The 19483-nt window shown below is 67.7% G+C and carries 18 protein-coding genes and 1 tRNA gene; 7 read left to right on the top strand and 12 right to left on the bottom strand.

What is annotated here, in order from left to right:
• Positions 1–517: 517 nt before the first annotated feature.
• From LPA41_RS14180 to LPA41_RS14170, 3 genes are all read right to left on the bottom strand, one after another.
• Positions 518–591: transfer RNA gene (locus LPA41_RS14180), tRNA-Trp, on the bottom strand.
• Between the two features lie 864 nt (positions 592–1455).
• Positions 1456–2220, bottom strand: coding sequence for a hypothetical protein (locus tag LPA41_RS14175; protein WP_229070826.1), 765 nt, complete (start codon positions 2218–2220; stop codon positions 1456–1458).
• Positions 2217–5240, bottom strand: a complete 3024-nt coding sequence (locus LPA41_RS14170; protein ID WP_229070825.1) for an NACHT domain-containing NTPase — start codon at positions 5238–5240, stop codon at positions 2217–2219. The genes LPA41_RS14175 and LPA41_RS14170 overlap by 4 nt, the downstream gene beginning before the upstream one ends.
• Positions 5241–5958: 718 nt before the next feature.
• Between LPA41_RS14170 and LPA41_RS14165 the strand changes: the two genes are divergently transcribed.
• The 3 genes from LPA41_RS14165 (at position 5959) to LPA41_RS14155 (ending at position 7708) form a co-directional block, all read left to right on the top strand.
• Positions 5959–6147 carry a DNA-binding protein gene (locus tag LPA41_RS14165; RefSeq protein WP_229070824.1) on the top strand — a complete coding sequence of 63 codons (189 nt, stop codon included), beginning with the start codon at positions 5959–5961 and terminating at the stop codon, positions 6145–6147.
• 152 nt (positions 6148–6299) lie between these two features.
• Positions 6300–6638 (top strand): hypothetical protein, encoded by a 339-nt coding sequence (locus LPA41_RS14160; protein WP_229070823.1) that lies wholly within the window; start codon positions 6300–6302, stop codon positions 6636–6638.
• Positions 6639–7072: 434 nt separating this feature from the next.
• Positions 7073–7708, top strand: a complete 636-nt coding sequence (locus LPA41_RS14155) for an HNH endonuclease family protein (RefSeq protein ID WP_229070822.1) — start codon at positions 7073–7075, stop codon at positions 7706–7708.
• Between the two features lie 263 nt (positions 7709–7971).
• Here LPA41_RS14155 and LPA41_RS14150 read toward each other — a convergent pair whose 3' ends face one another.
• On the bottom strand, positions 7972–8337 hold the full coding sequence (locus LPA41_RS14150; protein WP_229070821.1) for a hypothetical protein: 366 nt from the start codon (positions 8335–8337) through the stop codon (positions 7972–7974).
• 971 nt (positions 8338–9308) lie between these two features.
• Between LPA41_RS14150 and LPA41_RS14145 the strand changes: the two genes are divergently transcribed.
• From LPA41_RS14145 to LPA41_RS14130, 4 genes are read left to right on the top strand one after another with little or no spacing between them, the layout of a single operon-like run.
• Positions 9309–9626, top strand: a complete 318-nt coding sequence (locus tag LPA41_RS14145) for a hypothetical protein (RefSeq protein ID WP_229070820.1) — start codon at positions 9309–9311, stop codon at positions 9624–9626.
• A complete protein-coding gene (locus tag LPA41_RS14140) occupies positions 9623–9997 on the top strand; it encodes a hypothetical protein (protein WP_229070819.1) in 375 nt (124 codons plus the stop codon). Before LPA41_RS14145 ends, LPA41_RS14140 begins: the two co-directional genes overlap by 4 nt.
• The gene (locus LPA41_RS14135; RefSeq protein WP_229070818.1) at positions 9981–10691 is read left to right on the top strand and encodes a hypothetical protein; all 711 of its coding nucleotides are present in this window, start codon (positions 9981–9983) and stop codon (positions 10689–10691) included. Before LPA41_RS14140 ends, LPA41_RS14135 begins: the two co-directional genes overlap by 17 nt.
• 1 nt (position 10692) lies before the next feature.
• The gene (locus LPA41_RS14130) at positions 10693–11010 is read left to right on the top strand and encodes a hypothetical protein (protein WP_229070817.1); all 318 of its coding nucleotides are present in this window, start codon (positions 10693–10695) and stop codon (positions 11008–11010) included.
• A gap of 310 nt (positions 11011–11320) precedes the next feature.
• On the opposite strand, the gene LPA41_RS14125 is transcribed toward LPA41_RS14130, so the two are convergent.
• The 8 genes from LPA41_RS14125 to LPA41_RS14090 form a co-directional block, all read right to left on the bottom strand.
• Complete coding sequence (locus tag LPA41_RS14125; RefSeq protein ID WP_229070816.1) at positions 11321–11575, bottom strand: hypothetical protein; 255 nt, start codon at positions 11573–11575, stop codon at positions 11321–11323.
• Between the two features lie 27 nt (positions 11576–11602).
• Complete coding sequence (locus LPA41_RS14120) at positions 11603–12142, bottom strand: hypothetical protein (protein WP_229070815.1); 540 nt, start codon at positions 12140–12142, stop codon at positions 11603–11605.
• 35 nt (positions 12143–12177) lie between these two features.
• Positions 12178–13191: a glycoside hydrolase gene (locus LPA41_RS14115; protein WP_229070814.1), complete on the bottom strand. Its 1014-nt coding sequence runs from the start codon at positions 13189–13191 to the stop codon at positions 12178–12180.
• Positions 13192–13294: 103 nt separating this feature from the next.
• Positions 13295–14224 (bottom strand): DNA-processing protein DprA, encoded by a 930-nt coding sequence (locus tag LPA41_RS14110; RefSeq protein WP_229070813.1) that lies wholly within the window; start codon positions 14222–14224, stop codon positions 13295–13297.
• A 171-nt stretch (positions 14225–14395) separates the two neighbouring features.
• Positions 14396–15130 (bottom strand): hypothetical protein, encoded by a 735-nt coding sequence (locus LPA41_RS14105; RefSeq protein WP_229070812.1) that lies wholly within the window; start codon positions 15128–15130, stop codon positions 14396–14398.
• 133 nt (positions 15131–15263) lie between these two features.
• A complete protein-coding gene (locus tag LPA41_RS14100) occupies positions 15264–15950 on the bottom strand; it encodes a hypothetical protein (protein ID WP_229070811.1) in 687 nt (228 codons plus the stop codon).
• Between the two features lie 206 nt (positions 15951–16156).
• Positions 16157–17029, bottom strand: coding sequence for a replication-relaxation family protein (locus tag LPA41_RS14095; RefSeq protein WP_229070810.1), 873 nt, complete (start codon positions 17027–17029; stop codon positions 16157–16159).
• Positions 17030–17212: 183 nt separating this feature from the next.
• Entirely contained in the window at positions 17213–19456 is a 2244-nt protein-coding gene (locus LPA41_RS14090; protein WP_229070809.1) for a TraM recognition domain-containing protein, read from the bottom strand.
• Positions 19457–19483: the final 27 nt, after the last annotated feature.

Genomic DNA, 19483 nt, shown 5'->3' with positions numbered 1-19483 from the left:
TCCTCTTTCCTATCGGCGGTGCCGAGGCGCGCACGGCGGTCGACCGGTGCATCTGCGCTGCTCGTCCGCGCTGCCGTGCTACCCGCTTACAACGGCAGCGCCCATCTCGGGACGGCATCGTCCGGATCGTGTGCCTGTGGTGTCTCAGGGCATGCAGACATCGGGACGACGGGTTATGTCCGCCAGCACCGATCGCCGCGATCCGTGCAGGCCCACACCACAACGCCTCGCCTTGGCGCTTCAGCCAGCTGACGTGGCGAATCGCCTGTGGACCGGTGTGTCTCCTTCCTGGAACGACTGAGTTTGATCTGCACCGCCGCCACGCAGCAGCGGCGTTTTCCCTGCTGCACCCGAGCGTGTTGACCGAATTGTGCGGCGGCTGGCGCGGTGCAACACGGGTCGTGTCCCCGGCGGCGGGCTCGCGGCGGGCCCCCGGCGGCGAGAGTTCCATGCCATCACACTGTAGAATTCGCAAAAGGCGAGTCCGGCCCGCACGGTGCCGCGGGGGACACGAAAGCAGGGGTGACAGGATTCGAACCTGCAACCTTCGGATTTGGAGGCCGCTGCGCTACCCCATTGCGCCACACCCCTATAAGCAATTGTCGGTGAAACAGAAAAACCGCCGTCCCGGTGCGGGAGGCGGCTTCGGCGCTGGGCGCTTCGGCGGGCGCTAGGTGCGCCTCCCGGCGGTGGGCTCGGTACTGTCGATCTGCTCGTGACCTGCCCCGAAGGAGCAGGCGGCCGTACCCGACAGCGTCGGCTGCGAGTGTGATTCGGCGTGCCAGCGACGCATCGGGCTGCTCCTTGCTTCGTGAGGGTGCGGGGGAGACGTTAGATGGCAGTGCTCGAAGGTGCATCTAATTTCGCGGTGGTCGTGCGATGCATCGATCGTGCCATCTATTGTGAACAGCAGCAGGTGCTGGCGTCAATATGAATTAGTGAGCGGCTCCGACTGGCATTTCCGTCGGCGGGTGAAGACCTTCATCGGCACCGGCCCAAGATCGGCAATTCGCCATCGTCCGGATCCGGTACGCAGACCGGCCCTCGCGGGCTCACCTGAGTCCGAGGCGTTGCTATCCCGCACCCGCGGATCACGCAGGGCTTGCCGGCCTGGCCTCGCAGAGATGGTCCGGTGTTGGATGGGCTTATCGTGGCCCGGTCAACCCGACAGTGAGCGTTGTCTTCTGCGAGGGCGCTGGCGCTCGTTGTCGACTTGCGGCTAGGACTACGGCAGAGCGCGACCTGCCGTAGCCGTTCATCAGCAGCGCATCGCGGGCCCGCCTTCGCTATCCGCAGCCTCCCTGACTATCAGCTCGTCGGCGAGAAACGAATTCTGCTGGCGACTCTTCCACGCCGGATGGCCGCGACAGCAAGCGGCTTCAGTCCTCGTCGCGCCAATATCTCTGGGTTCGGGGCGCTGCGGACATACCCATGACGCTGGGCTGCGGTGGGGCGTCACAAGCCGATGGCGGCGTTGAGTTGGTCGATGCCGTGCTGGGCGAGAACCTGCACCTCGCTGCGTGCGGCGGTGGCAGCGACAGGCATGAGGAATCCGCGCAGAGCGGCCACGGCTCGACGTACCCGGCGTGGCTCCGGTTCTTCCCGGCTGATCTCGGCGAGTACCTCGTTGGCGGCGTCCTCGGCGTCCTGTCTGTCGTCGGCGTCGAGGCCATAGGCGGGTAGTTCTTTCAGGATCGCGGCGACAGCTTGTGCCAGCGGCTCGAATCCGGGGGCGATCTCCTGAACGGTGTGGGTCTGTGTCACGTCGCGGTTGCCCCACGCCCATTGCCCTCCGTGAGTGTTGCCGTGAAACACCGGGCCCTGGTTGATGGTCGGAGCGTAGCCACGCTGGTTGCGCAGGTACTCAGCCACGTCGCTGTTCCAATCGGTGACGCAGTCGATGCCGGCCGTGGTGATCTCCGCTCGGATCGGGCCACGAAGTTGGGCGACGGTGACGCCCTTGATTAGAGCTTTGTCGGCAAGGTACTCGGCGGCGTCCTGCACCTCGACGGAGGAGAAGCGAACGCCTTCCCACACGGCGTCGTCGCCCTTGGTGAACTCCTCGGTGATCGGCAGGTGCGTCTTCGCGATCCGCTGCTGATGGAACCAGTGCAGAAGGCCGGCACGGCAGGCCCGGGCCCGTGCCGTGGAGTTGGCCTGCCGTCGGTGGTCAGTGGTGTCCGGCATGAGATCGTCCTTGGGGTCGGTGTATTGGTTCACAAGCTGTTGCCGATGATCGACAAACGGTTGGACACGTTGAGCTGGGCGCGGTCTCGGATCGGGCGCAGCGCGTTGTCGATGTCAGATATCCGTCGGCGGTAGCGCAGCATCAGGAATGCGGATTGGGACGCGAGTGCGATCAGCATGGCGATGGCGATCGGCCAGTTCGTCCAGCCGGCGACGGCGCTCAACGCCAGCGTTGTCAGGCCGCTGACCGAGATGGCGGCGACCAGTGTGCCCGCCCATTGATACCGGTCCACGACCTTTTCTTCCAGGTAGTCCACGAGGGGATCGGCGAAATCGAAAGCGTCGAAGATATCGTTGATGAAAGCGAACAGTGCGATCCCCAGAACCGGCACGACCAGGACGGCGACCACCGCACTGAGACTGGCCGGCCCCCAGGGCCAGAAGCCGAAAACCGTGCCGACGGCGCGGCCTACGCCCAGCACCACGAGGCAGGACACCAAGAACCCGATCGACAGGTACGTACACAGCTTCAGCAGACGCGGTTTGGCTGGAGCGTCCTGCACGGTGCCCCACTGTTCTTTCGACGCCTTCGGCCGAAAGCGGCAGAACACCCGCACGATCGCTTCGGCATAGGTCCGGTCGTCGAGCATCCGAATGATGCGCTTGCGGTACGGATCGACACCATGGGCGTCCAGAATGTGATCGCAGACGGAGGCGACACGGGCAGGCATTGTGGTCTGATAGAAAGAGCTCAAGGCCCGTTCGCCCGCCAGCCAATGCGGGAACTGCCTGACATTGAGGCCGAGAGACTGGAACTCCCGCATGAGTTCCTCGCTCGGCGCGGTGTCAACAGGCTTCAGCTGGGACACGGCGGCGACGATGCCCAGCGGAATCGCCAACCGAGGGTCGATCTGCTTGACCTCCGGTGGAATCTGATTGACGTCCCCCTGGTCGATGAGATGAGCGATGCGCTCGACGATGATCTGGAACTTGCCCGCGCCCTCGCGGTGAAACGGCTGCCACACCCAGGTCAGTCGTTTGCAGTCGCCACGGACGCCGACATCGCTCAGCGCAAGATTCGCCTCGATCTCGGAATTCTGGATGAGCGCCGCGAGATGCCACGCCGATCGGACCGCTTTGGCGTCGTCGTTCCACAGCATGGAGGTCAGCGCCTCGCTCGCTGCGGGTGTTGCCACCACAGCCAGGTCGTCGAGGGCCTGCAACGAACCCGCCCACGCCCAGGACGTCAACGCGGCGATGGCCTGTTCCCCCATGGACCGCAAGGCCGCCCGCGCCTGCGGGTCGCCTCCCGCGGCGAGTTCGGACAAGAACGCGGCGGCGCGAGGGAGCCGGGTGCCGGCGAGAGCCGCCATCGACCACCGGGCACCGGGCTCCTCACCACTCTTGGCCTGATCGACGAGAAGGTTGAAGGTGAACGCGCCCCGCGGCCTGCCGTCTGCGGCAACCGCGGCGAAGGCAGCGGTCAGCGCTCGTTCGTCCCAGCCGCGAGAGGTCGTCGACCGCATCGCATCCACGATTACCTGCCGCGCGAAGGAGTCGTCGATGCGCTTGACCTCCGCCAGGCACTCCAGGGCGAGGATTCGGTCCGCGTGGTTACCAGTGTTCAGGATGGTGCGTACGACGTCGGTGCAGTCCCTGCTGGACGCTCCGCACCACAGCTTGACGGTCTCGCGCCACGCGGGCCGGTCGGTGAAGTAGCGCTGCAGCAGCGTCTCCGGTTGCGCGGTCAGTTCCACCGCGGCGAGATACTCCTGCAGCGTCAGGTGCGGGAAGGCGTACCGGGAGCTGCGGTTGTCGAGCTTGACCAGCAGCTGACTGCGCTCGTCGATCTCATCGATCAGCTTCTGCGCATGGTCCGGGCCCAGGTTGAGATCCGGCAGTATCTGCTTGGTGATGGCCACGAGCTCATTACGGTCGATCGACCGCCGGTCAGGGTGGTTCGCCGGAGTGTCCTGCAACGTCAACGCGATCCTCTGGAGTACGGCGAGTTTCTCCTGCCAGTCGTAGACCGAAATGGACTTGTGGCGTACCAGGTCATGATCACGCTTCAGGAGATGGTCGATGGCCATCTCATAGAACGCCGGACGTGAGCCCGGCAGGCTACGCCTGCTCTTCGCGAGCACTTCGGTGTGAATGTATGCGATCATGGTCAGCAGCAGCGGACTCGCCGCCAGACGCATCAGATTCTGATTGTGCTGCAGATCGGAAAACAGTTTCATCGAGTCCGCATCGGTCATGCCCGGCCAGTTGTTCAAAAACCGCCGAATATTGGCGTCGTCGAAATCCGCCACCTGTACATGATCCACGAATTCGGTCTGCAGCTGACCGAAATAGGCGGCCGACCGGCACGTCACCAGCATCTGGCAACCCGAGTAGGTGCGGGCGAAGTCCCTCAGCAGCATTGCTACTCGACGCTGATCGTCCTTACCCACCTCGTCCAAGCCGTCAAGCAGAAGCGTCAACTTGCCCTCGCGCAGCGCGACGTGCAGCAAGTCCGGGCTCATCCGCGTGTCATTGCGCACCAACTCCTCGTGGATCATCTGATCGAGGGTGGCGTCATTGGCGTTGCAGCGATGCAGTTCGATCAGCACCGGCAACCGCGCGGACCGCGGAGTGCTCTCCCCGGCCCAGATGAGCATCGAGTGCTTGAGCAGCATCGACTTACCGGCGCCCGGAGGTCCGAGGATGACCACCCGCATCTGGCGGCGCAGCCACTTGTAGACATCCTTGCGTTCCTCGCCGGCCTGGTACTCCAGCGGCACATAGATCTTCATCACGTCGACGGTGCTCATGCTGGGCTGCTCGTTGACGAAACCGAGCCGATGGCGTGCGAAGTTGTCCCGCACGGCGCGGCGGTACCGTCCGACGAGCCGTTTGGGCAGAAGCCGCCCGGACGATCGCCGCCCGAGGCGGACCGAGAACGTTTGCACGACGTGAACAAATGATCGTTTCGCAGTCACGATTGCGAGTATCGACAGTGCGGCCACGAGCAGGGCAGGCCCCGTTGCTTGCCACAGACTTTGGCGGTCCATGGGCCGTATTATGTTTATTCGATCATGTTCCAGCAAATCGTTCGATATGTGTGAACGCGACCTTACTCAGCGAAGCCGTAACAAGATCTTAAAGCGTTCCGCGTAGCGCCCATGAAGGCTCATCGCGAATCGCCCTCATTTTTACCAACCTTTCGAGAGCAGGCCGTATTTCGCAACATCTTGAGCACGCCTGATGAGAAGGGGCAACGCCATCCACCTACGCCGGCCCGCCGCCGCAGTGAAACGTCATGCCGTGATCCATCTGTAGTCGTATCCGCCTGCAGCGAGGGAGGGGAGCCGTGAATGCTGGCGGGCCGTCGGCATCCCAGGCGGGTCGGTCACAGCCGAGGCTCGCGGCGGGTCCGATCCTTGTGGGCCAGGCCGATGCCCGCGATCCCTGTGAGCCGGCAACCCGGGGCAACAGGCTGGCCCCTACCGGCATGGGTCACCGCCCGCGCTGAGAGATCCGCCTCGCGTTGCCGGTCGAACCTGAGTACGGATCTCCGCTGATCGGAGTGCCCGCGGCCCGAGCCGCAACGGTGAACTTGGTGCAAGCGACGCCAGCCCACGTTGTGGCCGCCGACATCCGGATCGACGCCTCCGTCGATGTCTGACTAACGCAGCCAGGTGAACGACGGCAGGGGGTGAACCCCGAAATCTGATTCATACCCGGTCGATGGATCGCGCCCTCGGTTGTCGCGCGCCTATTGTCGTGCGCATGGAACAGACGCCTTCCCTCATGGGCGCCCACGAAATTCGCGTCAGGCTCGGCGCCGTCAGCCGGCAACGGACCTTCGAGTTGACCAGGCGCGCAGATTTCCTTGCTCCCGTCGCAGATCTCGCCCAAGGCAAGATCTGGAAGACCGTGGACGTGGAGCTGTGGATGAGCACCCACGGCAGGGGATAGAGGTGCGGCCCTCGACCTGACCGCCACCACGACGGGCGGCAGCCACCGAGCCCTTCTTCGACCTTGATCTCGCATGCGCGGCACGCTGATCCCGATCGGCCGCACCGCCGACCAGCAGCCGCAATACTCCGGCAGTTCCCAGCCGTCACGGGGTGATCGTTCAGGTCATCGCCGACACGATCGGCATTCCATCCAAGATCGGCCGCGCTGCCCGGCGCAATGTGCATCCAGATCACCGCCGTCTCCACGGGTTCATCGATGCGCTGGCCTGGCGGGCAGGATCACACCTCTGGCGGTTGATCGCCGACGCCCGATCACGGGGCGTGGCCGCGGCGCCCTGTTTGACACGTTCAACCACGGCACGACAGGGAGTCACTACGCGGCGAGCTGACCGGCTGGCCGACGCCGTGAGCTGCGGCCGCGCGAAGCGCGCTTGCGACCGCGTGCTGGCGCTGGCGCTGGCGGTGGCGCCCGCCGGTGGGTGGCTCTGACATCCAGGGAACCATGGCTTCCGCCGGCCGGGCGTCCCGCATCCTTCTGCTCGGCGACACGGTCGCGTCGCTGAGGCTCAGACCGTGCCTGAAGCTGTCGGGTTGCGCAACGGCGGCCTTGACGACAGGCGCGACATTGCTCAGGTCCGCGACATGGGCGGCTGTTGGCAGATCGCACAAACCTTGGCGGCGCGTTGCAACGCCCGCTCAGCTCGACAACTGGACTACGCGACGCGGTCGTGGCGCGTGATGCGCTCGAGGACGTCAAAGACCGCAGAAGTAGGCGGCTGCCTCGGCTCCGTAGCCGAACTGTTTCCATCCCGGTTGCCGTACGACGTTTTCAAGATGACCGACGGCAACCACTGCGGCCGCACACTGACTCCCATCTATGTGGCGTCACCATCCGGGGATGCCGCCAGCGATGGGAGTCGACCATGCGCCGTATCCGCTATCTTCTCGCCGCCGCCCTCATCGTCACCGCCGCTGCGGGTCTGCCAGCCGCCCCCGCCGCTGCCACCCCGCCCGGCATCCCGAGCAAAGCCACCGCGCAGAACCAGCTCAACGGGCTCACCGTCGCCGCCGAAGCCAATGCCGGAAGCTACGACCGGGACCTGTTCCCTCACTGGATCACCATCAGCGGCACCTGCAATACCCGCGAGACCGTCCTCAAGCGCGACGGCACCAGCGTGGTGACCAGCTCAGCGTGCGCAGCGACCTCCGGCTCCTGGTACTCCCCGTACGACGGCGCAACCTGGACCGCAGCAAGCGACGTCGACATCGACCACGTCGTGCCACTGGCCGAAGCGTGGCGCTCCGGCGCCAGCACCTGGACCACCAGCAAGCGGCAGAACTTCGCCAACGACCTTTCCCGGCCGCAGCTGATCGCGGTCACCGACAACGTAAACCAGGCCAAGGGCGACCAGGATCCCTCGACCTGGCAGCCGTCCCGCAGTGCCTACCGGTGCACCTACGCGAAGATGTGGGTCGCGGTGAAATCCCACTGGGCGCTGAAGGTGCAGACTGCGGAGAAGAGCGCCCTACAGGCGATGCTCAATACCTGTTCGTCCTAAAACGGACCAACCCGCCGCACTGTAACTGGGACTCCCCTCGTTGCAGTTCGGCGGTTATGACGTTTCAGCTTTCTGGCCAGTCGGGCGGTGATTCCGCCAGCGAAGCGTGTTGTTAGCCGGAGTGATGCTATGAACCCCAGATCGGGCTCCCGTCCAGGAGCCCGGTTCAGGCCTGTCAGAATCAGCTATGCGGCCCCGATGGTTTCGTGCACGATCCGTGCCCGTTGCGCCAAAGGCCTCAGCCGCCGGGATCGAGGCAACCGTCAGGAGGCTTCACCTAGCCGGCGAACTGCCTCGATGGCGGCCTTCCGCCCGGCTTGTACGTTGCGGAAGTCCACCGAGTCAACCTCGTGCACCAGGACCCGCCGCAACACGAACCGGACCGCCGGCAGCTCACCCTGCCCGATGCTGGTCAATTCTTCGACGACACCGCGGCACACCGCGGTCACACAGGCATCGATCAACTGTTGGTCACGGCTGCCTGTCCGTTGCGGATCGTGGGCGTCCACGAACGCGAACTCATCGGCCGGCTCGAAGTCGGCGGAAATCTGGGCGAACCCTCCACAGTTGGTTTGCGTGCCGGCTCGGACGGTGATCTCGCGTACCGGCCGGTCGAAGGCGACGGTCATCCACGCACGATAGACGCGGCCAACCTGACGACCACCAATACGCGGCTGGTGCCCCTGCAGGTGCACCTGCTCCCGGCGCGCAAGCTCGGCATACTCTGCGACGCGGAGCGGTCCGTTGCACGCACCCGCCGGCCTCGCGACCGCCATTTGTGCGGCGCCGCGTACGAAGAGCCGGCTCCGAGACCGACGGCGCGTGTCGGCAGGTTGGGCCCATTCGCGGGCTTCCTCGGCATCGTGCGGAGTCGGCCCAAGCAGCAACCGAGGGCAACTCGGGCAGGCACCAGTGGCATCGGCCTGCCAAACCACGAGCAGGTGCGCATGCCGAGCCGCTCGGCTTCGGTCTTCGGCATGGTCGTGGGGACGCCATGCGAGGAACGAATACGCGCGGCCGACATCTGATCGCAGAGGCTGACGAGCGTGCATGCAGCCGCGTATGTCGACTCCGTCGTCTGCACGGCCAGTTGGGGCCACATCAGCGGTGGGCGGGCGCACGCCGCACAGGGCCGCCCGCCTTAAACGCCTCGTCGCCGCGGTCCGAGTAGGCGTTCAGCTGCACCAGGTCATGTACCCGTTGCCGCCGGTGAAGGTCCCCCGAACGCTGGTCTGACGCCCAGACGCCGCAGTATCGCCGCCACACCGCCCCCTACGAAGATCACGTACCGGCGCTTTCGCCGAGTGTGCAAAGTGCAGGACCACCCTTCGGCAAAATGCCCGGAGAAGATGTCTGGGTGCGCTGTCACACCAGCAGCCCCGGCGAGTGATCAAGTGCTATGGGGGTGCTCGACTTCCCCCAGGGCCCTCGTCGAAATTTCTCGGCTGCGCGAAAAGATCGCCTTGAACTGGCTAGCTCTAACTGGCGTGTACCACTACGGGAGGCCATCAGGGATCGATGGGCGTAGCTCGCGGGTCGGTGATCTTCGCAGGTCACTCGCTAGCCTCCCAGCAGTAGCCAGCGCTGAAAGGGATGCCCGGTGGTCAGTTCACGGCTCGACATGCAACGGGGAGCGGGCAAGTTCGCCATCTTCCTGACCGGCGTCTACCTGCTCGTGATTTTCGGTCTCGTGGTCAGCACGACAACGGGCTATTCCATCCCCCTGCTCGGGTGGCCGATCATGCTTTTGCCGGGTGCGGCGTTCGTTGTCTCGTTCCTCGACGCGGTCAAGCTGCACCGAACCGCGGATGAGGTGCAAGCGGCGCGGCTGTGGCGACGAAGCCTGCTCTATGCGGTCGCCGGAACAGCCCTGCTAATCGCTGCCGTCGTCATCATCAACGGGATCACGCCAGTATGACCTTCCATGTGGAGCCCTTGGTACTGCGGGCGTACGCCCGCCAGCTTGGTGACATTGACCAGGTGGCCGAAGAAGCCGATCGCTACATCTCTGTGTACGGGGATCTCGCTCTTCACGAGCAAGGCCTCATGGGCTTCGTCGCGCCGGGCCACCGTGTTCTCGTCGCCGAGTTCCACCGCTTGATGGCGCACCTCAAGAACCTGGGCATCGAGTCTGAGCGGGCTGTGGGCGCTGCTGCGGCTGAGTACGAACGTACGGATACACGATCCGCTGCCGAGATCGACGCGGGCTATCCGGGAGTGCCGCGGGGCGGTTCTTGGGACTATGAGACCGAGCCGAGGCGGGGGATGGGGCATGCCCGATCCGACTAGTCACCTGGTAGCGCCGTCGGTGCCGGACGAGACCTGGACGCAGGGCTTCGTGAATCCGGTGGATCTCTTCAACTACGCCTCTCCTGCCGCGTGGACAAACAAGGGCGTCGAGGCGGTAACCGGCTTCGACGTCTTCGGGTACTTCACCGATGCCATCACCGGCGAGTGGGATGCGATCTGGAAGTTCGGCGAAGCCGTCGGGAACCTGGCCGCATGCCTGGATCAACTCGGCATCAACGTCCGCGACGGCGTGATCCAGCTAGATGAGCACTGGGACGGTAATGCTGCTGATGCTGCCCATCAGTACTTCCTTGATTTCGCGGCAGCGCTCAACGGCCAGCAGATCGACTTGAAGGAGATTGAGCAGGGCTACCAGAAGGCGGCGTTGGGTGCGTGGCAGCTTTCCAACCAGTTGAGCAACATCCTGCAGGCTATCGCGGACAAATTCGTCATCGGGGCGATCGCGGCGGCGGCCGGTGCCGCTACGGGCGTCGGTGCAGGAGCCGGCTACGGCGTTGCGGCCCTGCAAGCCGTGGAGATTCTGGCGATGGTCAACAAAGCCTCCATCCTCATCAACACCGTAGGCAGCACGGTCATGGGCATCTTCGGAACGGGTATGACTGTCGGCTACAGGGGCGGAAGTCTGACCACCATCCCGTTGCCCGCAGGCGCCTACGCCAAGCCGGGGGCATGAGGTGGCCGATGACGCGGTAGAGCGTGAGCTGGAAGAGGTAACCGGCAACCGGAAGCTCGCCGGAGAGCTCAGAAGGAATCTTCAAACGCTCCGAGAGGGCGCGGCCGGTCCCGATCTGGCAGAGATGGCCCGCGACGTGCTCGACGGGCGGATCAGCCTCCGAGACGTCACCCGCACGTCGGCCTACTCAGCGCCGCTTCTGGAAGCAATGGCCAGGTTCCAACAGGAACAGGCGAGGTTGAGCGATGAAGAGCGAGCCGAATTGTTGGACGCGGCTGCGGAGTACGCCTGCAACCCCGATGAGCCACCGACGAATTAGAAGGATTCGGATACCCCTGGCGATAGCCGGGAAGCTGCGCCGAGCCTTGACTCGGCGTTTATTTGGTTGCCGGGGTGCCCATCTTCGTCGAAGACGACAAGGTCGAGTCGCTCGCCGCGACGCTGCGAGCGTTTCTCCAGGCGGCGGGGATCCCGCTCCACGTCGTGAGGGATACCGAAACCGTCCTGGCAGGGACAGCCTGGCCCGTGGGTTCCGCCGACCACTCTACGGTCCGGCGCTCGACAGACCGAAAATCGGGGAGGGCCTGCCTGACTGAGGGGAAGTCTCCGTCCAGGTCTTCTTCCAGCGCTTACCAGTCGGACTCGTTGTTGCTCTGCCGGCTGGCGTAGTACTCGGCCAGGGTGTGGCCGGCTGCGTGTGCCGCGGCGATGTCGTCGCGCTCGCCTTGGCCCCAGCGCTCGATCTGATCGGCTCGGGTGAGCAGCCGCCGGCTGTCGTCGGCAAGCAGCTGCATGTTGAGCAGTGCTCGCCGGTCCGCGTCGATGGGGCCCCACCGGCTCTCTATGGCCTCCCAGACGACGTGTCCGGTGGAGTGGATGGTCAATTCCGCTATGGTCGGTTCCGCCTGCACCTATTGACCTCCTGCCAGGGTGTCGGCTGCCCAGGCGCGCAGGGTCACGGCGGTGACGGGCTGGCCGGTTCCGTACGGGTGGAGCAGGCCGCCGGCTTGGCCGAGTTGCTCGGACCAGCCGTCGGGGAAGCGGTGGTCTTCCATGATGATGGTCCAGGCCGTGTAGGCGTCGGTGGGGTCGTCGCCGTGGCTGAGGCCGCCGGTGATGTAGGCGTCGATGCCAGGATCTTCCGCGTTGTCGAAGCGTAGGCGCGCTACGTCGCGGGAACTGAGCGAGGCGGCGAAGGCCCGAAGCTGATCGCCGATTACTCGGTATGCCTGCTGTCGTAGTTCGGCGATGCGCTGCTCGAGCTCAGTACCGGTCAGGTCGTCGATGCGGCCGGAGTCGTGGTCGGGCAGCCATTGTTCGTCGATGAGGTGGTGCAGCGCGGCAATGTCCGCGCAGAGGCACAGGCCTGCTGCAGTGGCGAGTGCGGCGTCAAGGTCGTAGGTGGTGTCGGCGATGAGGTAGAGGTGGCGGATGGCGAGGTCGGCGCCCATGGCGGGTGCTCCTTGGTGTCGATGGTGGCGGATGGTCAGTTGGCTGCCTGGTGGTGGAGTCGGTAGGCGGTCATCGGGTAGTGGCCGAAGTAGGGGTACGGGATCTGGTGGTAGTGGGTGCCGCCGCTGCCGGACTGTTCGTATCCCCAGTAGCGGGTCATCGCCGCATCAGCCCAGCGTTCGAAGAGCACGACGTGGCCGCGCAGATTCGGTGCGGGGTTGATGAGCAAGTCACCGGGCTGCAGGTCGGCTTGGGTGAGCGGTTGGGAGCGGGCGGCCAGGGCGGCGGTGTTGAGGCCGGGGCCGGGCAGGCCGAGGGCCATGGAGACGTAGCCGGAGCAGTCGCGGCGGTAGCCGGCGTGCCAGTCGGCGGGGTTGCCGCTGGACAGGTACGGCACCGGGCCACCGTTCCACGCGGTCAGCCACGTCTTCGCGCGGTCGAAGACCGCGGCCGGGACGCCGCACGCAGTACCGGTGGCAGCGACGGTGACGGTGCACGGGCTCAGGCACGAGCCGCCGGCGGGGAGATCCAGGGAGGCGGCGATGGCGACGACCAGCTGAGTGGCGGTGTTGGTGTGCTTGGCGTACGCCTGCGGGTACGCCGATTTCTGCACGGCCTGTGCGGCGTCGGTGAGTGGCAGGTGTTGCCAGCCGTCGACGGCGAGCAGGGTGTCGTAGAACGTGGTGGCTTGGTAGGCGGGGTCGGTCAGTTGGGTGGGGGTGCCCCAGCCTTGGCTGGGGCGTTGCTGAAACAGCCCGATGGAGTCGCGGTCGCCGCCGGGCAGGTTGCGCAGGGTGGATTCTTGGATGGCGGTGGCGACGGCGATCACCCAGCCGTGCTGCGGGATGGTCTTGCCTGCTCCGACGCGGACGATGGTGGTCGCGTTCGCAACCTGGTCGGCATCCCAGTCGGGCGTGTGCCTCGACGAGCCGCTGCCGGTAACGAGCGTTGGTGTGCAGGTGGCGCCGGTGGGGCTACTCAGGGCGGTCGCGCCCAGCAGCGGCAGCGTCAGAACGCCGACGATGACACCGATGATCAGTTTGCGCATGGGGGTTTCTCCTGACGTGACGGCACCGGCGTGCGTGCCGGGCAGGGGCGAAGAAGGGGCGCGTGGCCGCCCGACAGGGCAGCCACACAGAAACAGCGGGCGATCAAGGCTGGCGCCCGTGAAGGACGGTCAGGACGTCGGCGATGTCGGTGACCAGATGCACGCGCGCGTCGCGCAGCAACAGGTGACAGCCGGCGGACAGCGCTGAGGTGACGGGTCCGGGTACGGCCATCGCGGCGCTGCCGGTGCCGATCGCGGCGTGCACCGTGCGGATGCCGCCGCTGCGCGGGCCGGCCTCGACCAGGACGGTGCCGGCGCTCAGCGCGCCGAGCAGCCGGTGGGTGGCGGAGTAGGAGGTGCGGGTGGCGTTGGCGCCGGGTGGTTGTTCGCTGAGCAGCAGCCCGTTCTCGGCGATCCGGTCGCAGAGGTCGGTGTGGGCGGCGGGATGCGGGCGGTCCGGTCCGCCGGCCAGTACGGCGATGCTGGGACGTCCGGTGGACTGGGCGCCGCGGTGGGCGGCGGCGTCGATCCCGAATCCGGTGCCGGCGACGACGGTGTAGCCGCGCTCGGCGCAGCCGGCGGTGATGGTGGTGGCGAGGTGGGTGCCGTAGCTGGTGGCGGCGCGGGCGCCGGTGACGGTGAGCGCCCGTGACAGCAGTGCGGACAGGGAGGCCGTGCCGCGCACCCACAGCGCGACCGGTGGGGCGTGGGTTGGGCCGAGCAGCGTGGCCGCCTCCGGGGTGGCGAGCCTGTCCAGGGTGGTGGGCCAGTCGGGGTCGCCGGGGATCAGCAGCCGGATGCCGGGGGTGTGCAGCAGGGTGCGCACCCGATGGGCTCGCCCGGAGTCGTGCCAGGAGGTCGTGGTGAGCCGGTGGCGGCCGCGGGACCCCAGGCGCAGGTAGGTGTCGATGGCGCCGTGGTCGGTGATGAGGCGGTGCACGTCCGGGTCGCCGGGGGCGGTGATCGTGGTGAGCACGGCGCGGGCAAGCCGCTGCTCGTCGTCGGGGTGTGGCGGTACGGGATGCGAGGCCATGTCGGGACCGTCTCCTTCGTGGTGGGAGGGCCCGGGCACGGCCGTGTCGGCCGTGCCCGGGTGGTGCTGGTGGCCGGGCAACGGCCGTGAGGTGGGACAGGCGGGCGCCGCGATGCCGTGGCATGCGGGGCTGTCTGAGTGGCGGGGACGGTGTGCGTACCCCGGTGGTGATCAGGCGGTGAGTGCGGACTGGACGGCCGCGGTGAGGTCGTCGGGGCGCACGTTGGTGGTGGCGTGTAGCGCCCACCAGCGCAGCAGGGCCCGGCAAGCCCCCAGCTGGGTGGCGGCCGCGGGCAGGTGGAACACCTGGTCGACGGTGGTGTGGCGGTGCTCGTGGTCGCGGTAGGCGGTGGCGTGCCAGCCGGCGCTGCCGGGCCAGACGTCGCCGGCGACGACGCCCGGGTCGGGGGTGCCGAACGCGGCGGCGGCGGTGTCGTCGGGGGTGACCCACCAGGCGAGCGCGGACTCGTCGGCGTCCAGGGTGATCATGCCGTGGCGGGGGTCGTGGGGTTGCAGCCACAGATGCTGGCGGCGCGGGGTGCGCGACAGGGGGCGGTGGCGGCGCCATAGCCGGTAGAGGGTGAGCAGGCTGGCGCGTTGGGCGTCGAAGCGGCCGATGTGCTGTTCCAGGTGCAGCTGCGCTGTTTCGACGGTGCGCGGGTCGAGGTCGGCGACGTCGCTGACGGCGGCGGATCCCGTGCCGTAGATGTCGGCGAGGTGCTCGAGCAGGCGGTGCAGCAGCTGCGCGGTGGCGGTGAACTGCAGGGCGCTGTGGTGCAGGTCTTCGGCGAGGTGCGCAACCGGGTTGGTGCTGCCGGTGGCGGTGATGTCGTGGCGCCACACGTGCTCGGGCAGGGCGGCCTTGGTGGCGACCGCTATCGCGGTCACCGCCGGGTCGTAGGGCACGGTGTTCTCCTCACGTTCGGGCCGTCCGCTCGGGGCGGCCACGGATGGCCGCCCGGCGGGTGCCGGGCGTGAAAGACGAGCAGCCGTCCAGGGGGCGGCTGCTGCGCGAACTGTTGTCCGATGGGATACGGGCTCAGAGCTGACCGGTGATGGTCAGCGCCATGAAGCTGCTGCTGCCGGCGAGCCGGGACAGGTAGGTGCCGGCGTCACCGCAGTAGCGCAACCGGTCAGCCAGAGACCAGGTCGCCGGTCGTAGCAGCCGGCCGTCGTCGGTGATCAGGGCGTCACCGGTGACGGCGTGCTGCCAGTGCAGCAGGGTGTAGGTGGGCTGCCCGGCCTGGTAGGCGTCGAGTTCGTACGGGTCGAGCTCGAGGTGGGTGCCTGGGTGCGCGGCGTAGGCCAGCATCGCCAGCACCCGCGGCTGGGCTTCGAAGCGGCGCCGGGCTTGGGCGAGGCTGACCTTGCGCGGGTTGCTGGTGTGCTGCTGGTGAAATTCTGTCCACAGCCGGGCCTGCGGGGTGCCGCGCACCACCTGCGCCCACACGTGCCAGCGGTAGCTGGCGCGATGGTTGGCGGCGGTGACCGCACCGTGCAGATCGAGACGGTCCTTGCGGCCGCCGGCGGCCCACACCGTCTTTCCGTGCCGGGTGACCTGGATCAACTGCTGCGCCGCCAGGCGCCGCAGCCAGGGCCGTCGGATCGGGTACATGGGCCGGGGGGTACCGGCGGGAATGTTGTGCCATTCCAGCCGTTCGCAGGCGCTGAACCAGTCGATCTCGCCGGTGGCGGGCAGGGAGACGACGACCGTGAAGGTGCTCATGACAGGTGCTCCTTTCGCAGAAGTGGACAGCAGGCAGCCGCACCGCGACCCGGGTGATCGCTATCGGCAACGCCGCAGGGGCGGACACCGCGGCCGACCGCACGGGTGGGCGCTTCGGGTGTTCGCGCCGGGCGCGAGCGGATCGGTGGGGGAACGGTGTGACTGGTAAGGGGCTGTCGGCGACGGTAGGGCCGGGCTCTGACAGCTCAGCCTGGTCCGGGGCGGCTGTCAGGTCGTGTCAGGTCGAGGTGGCCGTCGGTGTAGTTGGGGTTGGCGGCGGTGTCCAGGCCGTGGCTGCTGGGCAGCCCGACCAAGCCGACCCGGCCCTCGACGGTCGCCGAGGTCCAGGTCCGGCCGGCGGGGTCGCTGTCGTGCACGGCGGTGGCGACGGCAACCTCCGGGCGTTGGCGGCGCAGCAGGGTCTGTAAGTTCGCTTCTCGTTGAGCGTTGGGGAGCCAGAACAGCACCGGGTAGGCGGGCCCGCCCGCGGCGGCGAGGGTCCGGTAGGCGTCGAGCTTGGCGATCAGGGTGGGCAGGGACTCGGTGCCCATGTCGCATTCCAGGAACCACCCGACCGTGCTGGCGCCGGCGGTCCACAGGCCGTGTGCGTCCGGCCGGATCCGCAGGAACCGGCTGGTGGCGGTGCGTTCGGACCACCACCGCTGCAGCCGCACCGTGCTGTCGCGGTGGGCTGCGTGGGCCAGCCGGACCCCGAACTCGTTGGTCATCAACTGGTGGCGCAGGCGGGGGTAGGTGCTCAGCCGCAGGATGCGGTCGCGGTGGGTGCGCTGGGTGGGCAGGGGGTATCCGTTGGTGCCGGCGGCGTACCAGGCGCCGTGCAGGCCCAGGACCCAGTTCCAGGGGTAGGCGCCGCCACCGGTGCGTGCGTAACGGAACCGGTCGAGCAAACCCAGGTGCAGCAGCGCGCGCAGCCGGTTCTGACAGGTCCGGGTCGACGGGAAGTGCAGGCGGGTGAGTTGGTCAGTGGTCATCACCCGGTGCTCATCCAGGGTGGACAGCACGGCGCGGTCGCGGTCGGTCAGGTGCGCGTAGAAGGTGAGCAGGTTCAGGTGTGACACGGGAAAGGCCATAGGCGTCCCCTCGGGCAGAGAAAGGGTCCCCTGTGAAAAGGGGAGTCTGGACGGCGGTGACGGCTTCTGCGCAGGTGCAGCGGTCGTTTCGCTGCGGTCGGGGCTTCGTTTCGTGGTCGGGTCGGGGTAGTCCCGGACGCCGCCCCGGGTGCAGGCCCGGGCGCCGCCGGCTCAGGGCCGCGGGGCACGCCGGCCCATGGCGCGGCCGGCGACCTGATGCATCGGGGTGGTCCCGGCCGGGTGAGCCTGCCGGGCGGCGACCCGGTCGCGGATCGCCGCCGCGTTGCCGGCGACTGGGGCTGGCGGGTTGGTGGTGAAGGTGAAGGTCGGCATTTCGCGGTTGGTGACCAGCAGCCGGGCGGCGGCGGTGAACACGTCGAGGTGGGCCAGGTCGTGGTCGTCGAGTTCCGGGGCGGTGTGCTTGGCCAGTTCGCGGGCATCGTTGGGGTCGACGTTGAACATGATCTTGGTGCGGGCGTTCGCGGAGATGGCTTCGGCGGTCTCGCGCGGCAGCTGCGCCAGGTTCTGGTGCGCCAGGACCAGGCCCAGACGGAATCCGCGGGCCTCGGCGAGCATGTCGTCGACCGAGCCCGGCAGGTTCAGGAAGTTGTGGGCCTCGTCGATGTACAGGCTCGCGTCCCGGCGCTGAGCTTCGGGCTGCCCGGCCCGGGCGATCGCGGCCTGCCAGGTACGGGCCACGATCAGCGACCCCAGGATCCGGGCGGTGTCCTCACCCAGGATGCCTTTCGGTAGCCGGCACAGCAGCAGCCCGCCGTCGAGGATCTGCGGCATCGAGAAACTGGTGTGCGCGGTGCCGATGACGTCCTTGACGAAGTCGCGCAGCAGAAACGCCCGCAGCCGGGCCAGAACCGGGCCGATGACCTGGGCGCGCAGGCCTTCGTTCATCGCGTCGTACCAGGTCCAGAACCCGCCGAGGCCTTCCGGGTCGGCCAGGTCGTGAGTGAACCGGGCCCGGAACTGGCGGTCGTTGAGCAGCGGCGGCACCAGCGACAGCGTCGGATTGGGGTGACGCATCAACGTCAGACACGACACCCGCAACGTGTCGTCGATGCGCGGCCCCCAATGCCGCTGGAAGATCTTCGAGAACACCCCGACCAGGTTGTCAACCGCCAGGTGCGGATCCCCGGCGCCGGCAAGCGGGTTGAAACACGCCGGGTGCGGCTGGTCGGGGTCGATGATGGCGACCCGGTCGGCGGCCGCGGCCGGCAGCCGGTCCAGGATGTCGAGCACCAGGTCCCCGCGCGGGTCGATGACCACGGTGCCGCGCCCGGCATGCACATCCGACAAGATCATGTTGAGTAGTAGCGTGGATTTGCCGACGCCGGTCTTACCGATCAGGTGCACATGCTGGCGGGCATCGACCACGTTCAGCCCGACAGCTTGCCCGCCGATCTGGGCGCGGCCGAGAACCTTGACGGTGCGGCCCCCGGACGGGATCGACGCCGCCGCGGGCATGGCTTTGGCGCGGGCCCGGTCCAGGCCGGGCACGGCCAGATCGCGAGGCAGGGCGGCCAGCGCGGCGACTTCTTCGACGGTGGCGAGGAAGCCGTGGCGCAGCGGCCGGGCCGCGAGCACGGCCACCGGGTTCGGCAGTCGCATCGGCCGCAGCCGGTTCGGGCGCGTGTAGGTGGCGGCCGCCGCAGCGAACGCGTGCGCCACCTCCGTCAGACGCGACGGATCCGACCCCGCGACGGCATAGCGCACCGCGATCTCGAAATGCGGCACCCGCACCGCCTTGTCGGTGATCTGGCGCAGCTGCGCCTCCGCCACCGGGTCCTTCGTCGGCCGCGCCGGTGGTGCGGCCGGGCGGCGGTGCGGGCCGGGCAGCAACACCTCGACCAGCCACAGCAGCGGTGTGATCAGCAGCGTCGTCAGCCGGCCGAGCAGGTCGGTGCCACGGCCGGTGGAGGCGGCGGCACGCGAGCGCCGCACCGTCGCCGGCGCGGCCGGGCGGGCCAGGATCTGCCAGCAGGCGTGTTCGCGGGTGCGCACGTCGGCGCCGGCGGACAGCAATGCGCGCAACGGGTCGTCGTGGTGGTCGGTGCGCAGCGGCAGCACGTCAGGGTGCTGCGGCCACCACGCCGCGCCGGCCTGCCCGCGCACCCCGACCGGGATCGGCGCTGCGGCATCACCGACGTTGATCGTGCAGGCCGGCCACGCCGCCCGCAGCGCCGCCTGCACCGCACCGACCGGCACGGTGCCCGGCACCCACAACCGGATCGTCAGGGTCCGGCCGGTCCACTGGTACTCCCAGGCGATGTGCGGCACACCCCACACGATCCGGTGCCGCCGCGACGGCGTCAGCACGCCGATCATGGTGGCCCACAGCGTGGCCGCGGCGTGTTCGTCGACGTCGGGCGGCGTGGCGATGCTGACCCACCGGGCGCCGCGCACGAGCCGACGATGCCGCCAACCCCGCAC

Origin of the sequence: Actinoplanes sp. DH11, from assembly GCF_020873875.1 — a bacterium.
GTDB lineage: Bacteria > Actinomycetota > Actinomycetes > Mycobacteriales > Micromonosporaceae > Actinoplanes.
This window is presented reverse-complemented; position numbering and strand designations above follow the sequence as displayed.

Excerpts from the sequence above, each read along its gene's own strand:
- LPA41_RS14170 (WP_229070825.1), bottom strand. The coding sequence starts at position 5,240 with ATGGACCGCCAAAGTCTGTGGCAAGCAACGGGGCCTGCCCTGCTCGTG.
- LPA41_RS14165 (WP_229070824.1), top strand. The coding sequence starts at position 5,959 with ATGGAACAGACGCCTTCCCTCATGGGCGCCCACGAAATTCGCGTCAGG.
- LPA41_RS14155 (WP_229070822.1), top strand. The coding sequence starts at position 7,073 with ATGCGCCGTATCCGCTATCTTCTCGCCGCCGCCCTCATCGTCACCGCC.
- LPA41_RS14150 (WP_229070821.1), bottom strand. The coding sequence starts at position 8,337 with ATGACCGTCGCCTTCGACCGGCCGGTACGCGAGATCACCGTCCGAGCC.
- LPA41_RS14140 (WP_229070819.1), top strand. The coding sequence starts at position 9,623 with ATGACCTTCCATGTGGAGCCCTTGGTACTGCGGGCGTACGCCCGCCAG.
- LPA41_RS14135 (WP_229070818.1), top strand. The coding sequence starts at position 9,981 with ATGCCCGATCCGACTAGTCACCTGGTAGCGCCGTCGGTGCCGGACGAG.
- LPA41_RS14120 (WP_229070815.1), bottom strand. The coding sequence starts at position 12,142 with ATGGGCGCCGACCTCGCCATCCGCCACCTCTACCTCATCGCCGACACC.
- LPA41_RS14115 (WP_229070814.1), bottom strand. The coding sequence starts at position 13,191 with ATGCGCAAACTGATCATCGGTGTCATCGTCGGCGTTCTGACGCTGCCG.
- LPA41_RS14110 (WP_229070813.1), bottom strand. The coding sequence starts at position 14,224 with ATGGCCTCGCATCCCGTACCGCCACACCCCGACGACGAGCAGCGGCTT.
- LPA41_RS14100 (WP_229070811.1), bottom strand. The coding sequence starts at position 15,950 with ATGAGCACCTTCACGGTCGTCGTCTCCCTGCCCGCCACCGGCGAGATC.